The organism is Nocardia wallacei, assembly GCF_029868745.1.
Taxonomy (GTDB): Bacteria; Actinomycetota; Actinomycetes; order Mycobacteriales; family Mycobacteriaceae; genus Nocardia; species Nocardia wallacei_B.
Genome location: NZ_JARWOP010000171.1, coordinates 1 through 10,039, shown reverse-complemented (window position 1 = coordinate 10,039; position 10,039 = coordinate 1). Strand labels below are relative to the sequence as shown.

Below are 10,039 nucleotides of genomic sequence, written 5' to 3'. Positions count from 1 at the left end.
GGCCGCGGCGGAGGTGAAGCGCACGTAGCCGTTGGCGTCCAGTTCGTCGGCGAGTTCCGGCCCGCCCTCGGCGACGATCCGGCCGCCCACGAACACGTGCACGAACTGCGGCTGGATGTAGCGCAGGATGCGGGTGTAGTGGGTGATGAGCAGGATGCCGCCGTTCTCGCGCTCCTTGTAGCGATTGACGCCCTCGGAGACGATGCGCAGCGCGTCCACGTCCAGACCGGAGTCGGTCTCGTCGAGGATGGCGATCTTCGGCTTGAGCAGGCCCAGCTGCAGGATCTCGTGACGCTTCTTCTCACCGCCGGAGAAGCCCTCGTTCACCGAGCGGTCGGCGAAGGCCTGATCGATCTCCAGCTCGGACATCGACTCCTTCACCTCCTTGACCCAGTGCCGCAGCTTGGGCGCCTCGCCGCGCACCGAGGTGGCCGCGGTGCGCAGGAAGTTCGACATCGAGACGCCGGGCACCTCGACCGGGTACTGCATGGCGAGGAACAGGCCCGCGCGCGCCCGCTCGTCGACGGACATCTCCAGCACGTTCTCGCCGTCCAGGGTGATCGAGCCCTGGGTGACGGTGTACTTGGGGTGGCCGGCGATGGCATAGGACAGCGTCGACTTGCCGGAGCCGTTGGGGCCCATGATGGCGTGCGTCTCACCGGATTTCACGGTGAGGTCGACGCCCTTGAGGATCTTGATCGGCTCCCCGGCTTCGTCGGGGTTGGCGACCTCGGCGTGCAGGTCCTTGATTTCGAGGGTGGTCATTGCGTTCCTTCTGGACTGTGCGAGTGGGGTGTCAGACGCCGATCGCGGCGAGTTCGGCCTCCACGGCCGCCTCGAGCCGCTCCCGGATCTCGGGGACCGCGATCTTCTGGATGATCTCGTGGAAGAACCCGCGCACCACCAGACGGCGGGCGGCCTCCTCCGGGATACCGCGAGCGCGCAGGTAGAACAGCTGCTCGTCGTCGAAGCGGCCGGTGGCCGAGGCGTGCCCGGCGCCGACGATCTCGCCGGTCTCGATCTCCAGGTTCGGCACCGAGTCGGCGCGGGCGCCGTCGGTGAGGACCAGATTGCGGTTCACCTCGAAGGTGTCGGTGCCCTCGGCCGCGGCGCGGATCAGCACGTCGCCCACCCAGACGGTGCGGGCGTCGCCCTTCGGCGACCGCGGATCGCCTTGCAGCGCACCCTTGTACATCACGTTGGACTTGCAGTTCGGCACCGCGTGATCGACCAGCAGGCGCTGCTCGAAATGCTGGCCGGCGTCGGCGAAGTACAGGCCCAGCAGTTCGGCGTCGCCGCCGGGACCGGCGTAGCGGACCGTGCCGGTGAGCCGCACCAGGTCGCCGCCCAGGGTGACCACGGTGTGGCGCAGCGTGGCGTCGCGGCCGAGGCGCGCGTGGTGCGCCGTGGCGTGCACCGTGTCGTCGGCCCAGTCCTGCACCGCCACGACGGTCAGCCGGGCGCTGTCGCCGAGCACGAATTCCACGTTCTCGGCGTAGGTGCCGCTGCCGCGCTGGTCGATCACCACGGTGGCGACGGCGAAGGCGTCCAGCCGGATCTGCACGTGGCCGTACGCGGTCCGGTCCACGCCGGGACCGGTGATCGTCACCGAAATCGGTTCGGCGACTTCGGTTTCCCTGCCGACCGACACGATGGTGGCCTGCTCGAAGCCGGAGTAGGCCTGCGCGGCGACGCGATCGGACGGGACACCGGCCTCGCCGAGGCGGGCGTCGTCGCGGCCGACCGTCTCCACCGTGACGCCCGCGACCGGGCGCACCTCGACCACGGCGCGGCCGTCGGCCTCGGCGGTGCCGTCGTGCAGACCGCGCAGCCGGCGCAGCGGGGTGAACCGCCACGCCTCGTCCTTGGCGGAGGGCACCTCGAAGGCGTTCACGTCGAACGACGCGAACACCTCCCCCTTGTTGATCGCGGGGGTGCGAGCCGCAGCGCCCTCCAGGGCCTCGGTCACGTTCTCGACCGGCATCAGCCGACCGCTCCTTCCATCTGCAGTTCGATCAGGCGGTTGAGTTCCAGCGCGTACTCCATCGGGAGTTCCTTGGCGATCGGCTCGACGAAGCCGCGCACCACCATCGCCATCGCCTCGTCCTCGGTGAGGCCGCGGCTCATCAGGTAGAACAACTGGTCCGCGGACACCTTGGAGACCGTCGCCTCGTGGCCCATCGTGACGTCGTCCTCGCGGATGTCGACGTAGGGGTAGGTGTCGGAGCGGCTGATCGTGTCGACCAGCAGCGCGTCGCACTTCACCGACGAACTCGAGCCGTACGCGCCCTTGTTGACCTGGACCAGGCCGCGATACGAGGCCCGCCCGCCGCCGCGCGCCACCGACTTCGACACGATGTTGGAGGAGGTGTGCGGCGCCAGGTGCAGCATCTTCGCCCCGGTGTCCTGGTGCTGGCCCTCGCCCGCGAACGCCACCGACAGCACCTCGCCCTTCGCGTACTCGCCGGTCATCCAGACCGCCGGGTACTTCATGGTGACCTTGGAGCCGATGTTGCCGTCGACCCACTCCATGGTCGCGCCCGCCTCCGCCTTGGCCCGCTTGGTGACCAGGTTGTAGACGTTGTTCGACCAGTTCTGGATGGTGGTGTAGCGGCAGCGCCCGCCCTTCTTCACCACGATCTCCACGACCGCGGAGTGCAGCGAGTCGGACTTGTAGATCGGCGCGGTGCAGCCCTCGACGTAGTGCACGTAGGCGCCCTCGTCGACGATGATCAGGGTGCGCTCGAACTGGCCCATGTTCTCGGTGTTGATCCGGAAGTAGGCCTGCAGCGGGATGTCGACGTGCACGCCCGGGGGCACGTAGATGAACGAGCCGCCCGACCACACGGACGTGTTCAGCGCGGAGAACTTGTTGTCACCGGCCGGGATGACCGAGCCGAAGTACTCCCGGAACAGTTCCGGGTGCTCCTTGAGGCCGGTGTCGGTGTCGAGGAAGATGACGCCCTGCGACTCCAGGTCCTCGCGGATCTGGTGGTAGACCACCTCGGACTCGTACTGCGCGGCCACACCGGCGATCAGCCGCTGCTTCTCCGCCTCCGGGATGCCCAGCCTGTCGTAGGTGTTCTTGATGTCCTCGGGCAGCTCCTCCCAGGAGGCCGCCTGCTTCTCCGTCGAACGCACGAAGTACTTGATGTTGTCGAAGTCGATGCCCTCGAGGTTGGAGCCCCAGGTCGGCATCGGCTTGCGGTCGAAGATCCGCAGCGCCTTCAGGCGGACGTCGAGCATCCAGTCGGGCTCGCTCTTCTTGGCCGAGATGTCGCGCACGACCTCTTCTGACAGGCCGCGCTTGGCGACGGCACCTGCGGCATCCGAGTCGGCCCAGCCGTAGCCGTAGTTACCCAGCGAGGCAATGGTCTCCTCCTGGGTGAGGGGCGGCGCCTGGACTGTGCCAGATTCGCGGCCTGCGGCGGCGGTGGTCGTCATTCGGCACTCCTTCCGGAGTCGTTCGTGTTCGCCGCTGCGGGCTGTGCAGCGGTCTGTCGGGCGTTCGGGATGGCTGGGTCGGGAGTCGTGGCGTTGGGCAGCACGAACAGCGGTACGTGCGTGGTGCAGGCGCAGTCGCCGTTGGCGATGGTGGCCAGCCGCTGGACGTGGGTGCCCAGCAGCTCACGGAACGCCTCCAGCTCGGCGGCGCACAGTTCGGGGAACTCCTCGGCCACGTGCGAGACCGGGCAGTGGTGCTGGCAGATCTGGACGCCCGCACCGACCTTCCGGGTGGAGGCCGCGAAACCGGCCTCCGAGAACGCCTCGGCGATCTCCTCGGCCTTCGCGGCGGTGGATTCGGGGGTGTGGCGGGCGAGTTTGTCGATCCCCGCGACGATCGTCGCCACCCGCTTGCGGGCGAATTCGCCGATCGCGGAGTCGCCGCCCAGCTCGCGCAGCTGGCGCATGGCCGCACCGGCGAGATCGTCGTAGGCGTGACCGAGCCGGCCCCGGCCCGTCGCGGTGAGCTGGTACTGCTTGGCGGGACGGCCGCGGCCCTGCTGCTGCCAGGGCGCCGAGCGGGTGGCGCGGGCCTCGCCGGATTCGATCAGTGCGTCGAGATGGCGCCGGACCCCCGCCGGGCTCAGGCCCAGCCGCTTGCCGATGGCCGTCGCCGTGATCGGGCCCTGCTCCAGCAGCAGCTGGATCACGGCCTCCCGGGTGTGTCCCTCGCCCACGGGCGCCGCGGGCGCGACAGTGTTCCGGACGCCTTCGCGACGCCCGGTACCTGTCTCAGTCCGCAAACCCACGGTTTTCACAACATCAGTGTGACCGAATTCCTTCCCGCATTCTAGTAAGGGTGACCTGACCAGTCGGTCCGGAACGGCATTGCCCGCGCGGTTGCCGACGGGTGAGCCACGGGCCCGCGGCGGCTCGGCGGCGGCCGATCGGGGAGCGAAAGTCCCGGTGTCGCATGGTTTTACGGCACCGATACATCCCGACCGCCGGTCTCCGAATGTTCGCGACAGGAAGCGGGCCGCCGGGTCCGTTCCGGGATTGCGACGAAGCCCACACGCGTGCCGGATGGCCCCGTCGAATAACGAAACAGTCGCATGTCGTGACCGGACCGTGCGCGAACTAGGCTCTTGGTCCGTGGCGGTACTCGAGGGCGCGCGGCGCAGAACAATCGACGTGGGGCGCCGGGCGCTGGGCCTGGACGTGCCCGCCGCCGATCACACCATCGCCGTCCTGCACACGGCCGAGTCAGAGGTGCCGGGGCTGGATCCCCGGGAGACGGTGCAGTTCAAGCGGATTCGGCTGCTGGGGGCCACGGGGTCGGTGCTGATGGCGATCAGCGCGCTCGGCGTGGCCGCGCAGCCGGTGGTGCAGAACCCGGTGTCGGGCGTGCGGGTGATCGGGGTGTTCGCGCGCTGGCAGACGTCGTCGCTGGCGCTGTGCATGATCGGCACGGTGCTGGTGGTGATGGCGTGGCTGCTGCTGGGCAGGTTCGCCGTCGGCGGGTTCGGCGGGGCGCCCGTGCACCGGCTCAGCCGCTCGCAGCTGGACCGGACGCTGCTGCTGTGGATCATCCCGATGTCGGTGGCGCCGCCGCTGTTCTCCAACGACGTGTACTCCTACCTGGCACAGAGCGAGATCGCCGCGCGCGGGCTGGACCCGTACGAGGTAGGCCCGGCCACCGGGCTCGGACTGCACAACGTGCTGACCTACAACGTCCCCAACATCTGGCGCGACACCCCCGCGCCCTACGGGCCGCTGTTCCTCTGGATGGGCCGCGGAATCGCGGAGCTGACCGGGGACAACATCATTCTGGGCGTGTGGGCGCACCGGCTGCTGGCGCTGGCCGGCGTGGCGCTGATCGTGTGGGCGCTGCCGCGGCTGTCGCGGCGGTGCGGGGTGGCGCCGGTGAGCGCGCTGTGGCTGGGGGCGGCCAATCCGCTGGTGCTGTTCCACCTGGTCGGCGGCGTGCACAACGACGCGCTGATGCTGGGGCTGATGCTCGCGGGCATGGAGTTCTGCCTGCGGGCGATCTCCGGGGAACGCTGGGTGGGCTCGCCGACCGACCCGCCGCCCACCAACGGCACGGAGGCTATCGGCACGCCCTTCGATCGGCGGGCCTGGTCGCTGCTGATCTTCGGCGCGGTGGTGATCACGCTGTCGTCGTCGGTCAAGTTCACCTCGATCATCGCGCTGGGGTTCGTCGGTATGGCGCTCGCGCGGCGCTGGGGGCGCGGGCTGCGGCCGCTGCTCACCGCGGCGCTGGTGCTCGCCGGGGTCGTGGTCGTCACGACGCTGTTCGTGAGCTGGGCCAGCGGGCTCGGATTCGGGTGGACGCACACCCTCAATACCGCTAGCGCCGTGCGCAGTTGGATGTCGCTGCCGACCGCGATCGGCATCGTCACCGGATTCGGCGGCGTGCTGCTGGGACTGGGCGATCACACCACCGCGCTGCTGAGCATCACCCGTCCGATCGCCGGCGCGGTCGCCGCGTTCCTCACGCTGCGCATGCTGATCGCGACCTGGACCGGGCGGCTGCAAGCGGTGGGCGCCATGGGCGTCTCGCTCGCCGCCATCGTGCTGCTGTTCCCCGTGGTGCAGCCGTGGTACCTGCTGTGGGCCATCGTGCCGCTGGCGGCGTGGGCCACCACCCCGGCGTTCCGGGTGCCCGCGGTGGTGTTCTCGGCGGTGGTGAGCGTGATGCTGATGCCGCGCGGCGCGGACTTCGGGGTGTTCCAGATCATCGAGGCCGCAGTCGCCGTCGTGATCGTCGGCGTGGGTTTCATCGTGTTCACCCGGAACCTGCTGCCGTGGCGGAACCGGCCGGGGGTGTCTGCTCGGTCACAGCGGCCCGCGGCATACGGTGTGTCTTCGTGAGTGCTGCCTCGCCACCGGCCGTCCGCATCGACGGCGTCGTGAAACGCTTCGGCGATGTCACCGCCGTCGACGGGATCGGTTTCGAGGTGCGCCGCGGCGAGGTGCTGGCGCTGCTGGGCCCCAACGGCGCGGGCAAGACCACCACCGTGGAGATGTGCGAGGGATTCACCGCGCCCGACGCCGGATCGGTGCGGGTGCTGGGGCTGGACCCGATCGCGGATTCCGACCGGCTGCGCCCGCGGATCGGGGTGATGCTGCAGGGCGGCGGCGCCTATCCGGGGTCGCGGGCCGGGGAGATGCTCGATCTGGTCGCCGCCTACTCGGCCGATCCGCTGGACCCGGAATGGCTGCTGCGCACGCTCGGTCTGCAGGACGCGCGCCGCACGCCCTACCGGCGGTTGTCCGGCGGGCAGCAGCAGCGGCTGGCGCTCGCCTGCGCGCTGGTGGGCCGTCCGGAGATGGTGTTCCTCGACGAGCCGACCGCCGGGATGGACGCGCAGGCCCGGCATTTGGTGTGGGACCTGATCGACGCGCTGCGCCGCGACGGGGTCGGCCTCCTGCTCACCACGCACATGATGGACGAGGCCGAGCAGCTCGCCGACCGGCTGGTCATCATCGACCACGGGCGCATCGTCGCCCAGGGGACGCCGGCCGAGGTCACCTCCACCGGCGCCGAGGGCCAGTTGCGCTTCACCGCTCCTCCGAAACTCGACCTGCGACTGTTGAAATGCGCGCTGCCGGAAGGTTTCTCGCCGTGCGAGACCACGCCCGGGGCGTATCTGCTGCGCGGCGACATCACGCCGCAGGTGCTGGCCACCGTGACGGCCTGGTGCGCGCGAATCGACGTACTGCCCACCGATATCCGCATCGATCAGCGGCGGCTCGAGGACGTGTTCCTCGATCTGACCGGACGGGAGCTGCGCGGCTGATGACCTCCCCCGACGCCACCCACCGCTTCGCCCCCGGCACCTTCACCCCCGCGCCCCGGCCCGCCGCCCGCGCGGCGATGCTGGTCGCGCAGACCCGCATGGAGCTGATCCTGTTGCTGCGCAACGGGGAACAGCTGCTGCTGACCATGTTCATCCCCCTCGCGCTGCTGATCGGGTTGACGCTGCTGCCGCTGGGCAGTCTCGGCGACGACCGGATCGAACGGGTGGTGCCGGCGGTGATGATGGTGGCGATCATGTCCACCGGGTTCACCGGCCAGGCCATCGCCGTCGGGTTCGACCGGCGCTACGGGGCGCTGAAACGGCTGGGCGCCACCGCGTTACCACGCTGGGGCATCGTCGGCGGCAAGTGCGCCGCGGTGCTGATCGTGGTGGTGTTGCAGTCGATTCTGCTCGGGCTCATCGGGATCGCGCTGGGCTGGCGCCCGGGACCGGGCGGGCTGGCGTTCGGCGCGCTGGTGATCGCGCTCGGCACGGCCACCTTCGCGGCCATGGGCCTGCTGCTGGGCGGCACGCTGAAGGCCGAGGTCGTGCTGGCGCTGGCGAACATCCTGTGGTTCGTCATGCTCGGCACCTCGAGCCTGGTGTTCGCCGCCGACGACGTCCCGGACTGGCTCAGCCTGCTGGCCCGGCTGATTCCCTCGGGCGCCCTCGCCGAGGCCCTCGAACAGGCCATGCGCCTGAGCGTCGACTGGTACGGGCTGGCCGTGCTGGCGGTGTGGGGTCTGGTCACCGGGTTCCTGGCGGCGCGCTGGTTCCGGTTCGAATAGTTCCGCGAATGCCCTGTGATCAGGGCTGATTCCGTGTCAGCGGGCATATCAGCCCGGTGTCAGGCCGGTATCAGGCGCGAGCGCGACGGTTACCGGCATGAACAGCTCAGCGATCGCGGCCTCCGGGTTGCGGAAAGCCTACGGGGACAAGACGGTTCTCGACGGCATTGATTTGACCATCGCCACCGGCACGATCTTCTCGCTGCTCGGCCCGAACGGGGCGGGCAAGACGACGACGGTGAACGTCCTGACCACCCTGCTGAAGGCCGACGGCGGCACGGCGCGGGTCGCCGGGCACGACATCGCCACCGAGACCAAGGCGGTGCGCGCCTCGATCGGCGTCACCGGCCAATTCGCGGCGGTGGACGACCTTTTGACCGGGGAGGAGAACCTGCGGCTGATGGCCGATCTGCACCGGTTGCGGGGCGCCGAGAGCAAGCGGGTGATCACCGAGTTGCTGGATCGGTTCGACCTGGCGGCCGCGGCGGGCAAGCGGGCGGCGACCTATTCCGGCGGCATGCGCCGCAAGTTGGACCTGGCGATGACGCTGGTCACCCGGCCGCAAATCGTCTTCCTGGACGAGCCGACGACCGGACTGGACCCGCGCAGCCGCCGCACCATGTGGGAGATCGTGCGGGACCTGACCACCGACGGGGTGACGATCTTCCTCACCACCCAGTACCTCGAGGAAGCCGATCAGCTCGCCGACCGGATCGCGGTGCTCGACCAGGGCCGCATCGTCGCCGAGGGCACCGCCGACGAACTCAAGCGCCGGGTCCCCGGCAGCCACATCCGGCTGCGTTTCGCCCACGCCGCGGACCTGGCGACGGCGGCGCGGATCGTGCCCGGCGCCACCCGCGACGACGACGCCCTGGCCCTGCGGGTGCCGGGCGACGGCGGCTCGAAGTCGTTGCACCAGTTGCTGAATCGGCTCGACGAGCACTCGCTCGAGGCCGAGGAGGTCTCGGTCCACACCCCCGACCTCGACGACGTTTTCCTTTCCCTGACCGGACACGCCACCACGAAGGACACCGCACAATGAGCACCCTCTACGCACCGCTGGCCGACTCGTCGATCATGTTGCGGCGCAACTTCACACACACCGTCCGCACCCCGGTCACGATCTTCAACGCGGCGCTGATGCCGGTCGTGATGATGCTGATCTTCGTCTACGTGTTCGGCAGCGCGTTCGACGTCGGCGGGGACTACATCGTCTACGCGACACCAGGATTGATCCTGCTGGCGATCAGCTACGGGCTGTCGGGCACCGCGGTCGCGGTGAGTTCCGATATGGCCAAGGGCGTCATCAACCGCTTCAAGGTCATGGACGTCTCCCGTGGCGCCGTCCTGACCGGGCACGTGGTGGCCACCATGGTGACCAATGTGGTCGCCATCGCGGCGGTCGTCGGGGTGGCGTTCGCCCTCGGCTTCCGGTCGCCGGCGACGGCCGTCGAATGGCTCGGCGCGATCGGGGTCATGCTGGCGACCTCGTTCGCGGCGTCCTGGCTGACGGTCGCGCTGGGCATGGCCGCGAAGACGCCGGAGTCCGCGGGCATGAGCGTGGTGCCGCTGATCATGCTGCCCTTCGTGAGCAGCGCGATCGTCCCGGCCGACAAGATGGGGCAGGGCGTGCGGCAGTTCGCGCAGTATCAGCCCTTCACCCCGATCATCGAGTCGCTGCGCGGGTTTCTCACCGGGAATCCGTCCGGCGGCTACACCGCGGCCGCGCTCGCCTGGTGCGTCGGCTTCGCCGTGGTCGGCTACCTGTGGTCGCGCGCCACGTTCAGCAAGCGAGCGTAGCCGCGACGAGCTCCCGCCAGTCCGCCTTCGCACCCTCTTCCGCCGCCCCCGGGGGCCCCCCCGGGCCCCCGCGGCCGCGGGGCTCGACCGGGTGCTCAATCGCGGCGGGTCGCTCACCGACGTGGGCGCCGCGCTGACCGACGCCGGTTTCACCGACCACTCGATGATCACCGATGCCATCCGTGC

Annotated in this window: 9 protein-coding genes; 5 read left to right on the top strand and 4 right to left on the bottom strand. The window is 69.8% G+C overall.

Annotated features, from left to right (window positions below; genetic code table 11):
* From sufC to QH470_RS14215, 4 genes are all read right to left on the bottom strand, one after another.
* Positions 1-765: Fe-S cluster assembly ATPase SufC (sufC, locus tag QH470_RS14230; RefSeq protein ID WP_280272823.1), on the bottom strand; the 765-nt coding region annotated here is incomplete at its 3' end.
* Positions 766-796: 31 nt separating this feature from the next.
* The gene (gene sufD, locus QH470_RS14225; protein ID WP_280272822.1) at positions 797-1,984 is read right to left on the bottom strand and encodes a Fe-S cluster assembly protein SufD; all 1,188 of its coding nucleotides are present in this window, start codon (positions 1,982-1,984) and stop codon (positions 797-799) included.
* The gene (gene sufB / locus QH470_RS14220; RefSeq protein ID WP_280272821.1) at positions 1,984-3,444 is read right to left on the bottom strand and encodes a Fe-S cluster assembly protein SufB; all 1,461 of its coding nucleotides are present in this window, start codon (positions 3,442-3,444) and stop codon (positions 1,984-1,986) included. Before sufB ends, sufD begins: the two co-directional genes overlap by 1 nt.
* Positions 3,441-4,262, bottom strand: coding sequence for a helix-turn-helix transcriptional regulator (locus QH470_RS14215; RefSeq protein ID WP_425302664.1), 822 nt, complete (start codon positions 4,260-4,262; stop codon positions 3,441-3,443). Before QH470_RS14215 ends, sufB begins: the two co-directional genes overlap by 4 nt.
* A gap of 334 nt (positions 4,263-4,596) precedes the next feature.
* On the opposite strand from QH470_RS14215, the gene mptB reads away from it, so the two are divergent.
* From mptB to QH470_RS14190, 5 genes are all read left to right on the top strand, one after another.
* The gene (gene mptB, locus QH470_RS14210) at positions 4,597-6,336 is read left to right on the top strand and encodes a polyprenol phosphomannose-dependent alpha 1,6 mannosyltransferase MptB (protein ID WP_280272819.1); all 1,740 of its coding nucleotides are present in this window, start codon (positions 4,597-4,599) and stop codon (positions 6,334-6,336) included.
* Complete coding sequence (locus tag QH470_RS14205) at positions 6,333-7,265, top strand: ABC transporter ATP-binding protein (protein ID WP_280272818.1); 933 nt, start codon at positions 6,333-6,335, stop codon at positions 7,263-7,265. The genes mptB and QH470_RS14205 overlap by 4 nt, the downstream gene beginning before the upstream one ends.
* The gene (locus tag QH470_RS14200; protein ID WP_280272817.1) at positions 7,265-8,053 is read left to right on the top strand and encodes an ABC transporter permease; all 789 of its coding nucleotides are present in this window, start codon (positions 7,265-7,267) and stop codon (positions 8,051-8,053) included. The genes QH470_RS14205 and QH470_RS14200 overlap by 1 nt, the downstream gene beginning before the upstream one ends.
* Positions 8,054-8,150: 97 nt before the next feature.
* Positions 8,151-9,095, top strand: a complete 945-nt coding sequence (locus QH470_RS14195) for an ATP-binding cassette domain-containing protein (protein WP_280272816.1) — start codon at positions 8,151-8,153, stop codon at positions 9,093-9,095.
* Entirely contained in the window at positions 9,092-9,853 is a 762-nt protein-coding gene (locus tag QH470_RS14190) for an ABC transporter permease (protein ID WP_280272815.1), read from the top strand. The genes QH470_RS14195 and QH470_RS14190 overlap by 4 nt, the downstream gene beginning before the upstream one ends.
* Positions 9,854-10,039: the final 186 nt, after the last annotated feature.

Coding starts and splice junctions, on each gene's coding strand:
- QH470_RS14190 (WP_280272815.1), top strand. CDS start 9,092: ATGAGCACCCTCTACGCACCGCTGGCCGACTCGTCGATCATGTTGCGG.
- QH470_RS14195 (WP_280272816.1), top strand. CDS start 8,151: ATGAACAGCTCAGCGATCGCGGCCTCCGGGTTGCGGAAAGCCTACGGG.
- QH470_RS14200 (WP_280272817.1), top strand. CDS start 7,265: ATGACCTCCCCCGACGCCACCCACCGCTTCGCCCCCGGCACCTTCACC.
- sufD (WP_280272822.1), bottom strand. CDS start 1,984: ATGCCGGTCGAGAACGTGACCGAGGCCCTGGAGGGCGCTGCGGCTCGC.
- sufB (WP_280272821.1), bottom strand. CDS start 3,444: ATGACGACCACCGCCGCCGCAGGCCGCGAATCTGGCACAGTCCAGGCG.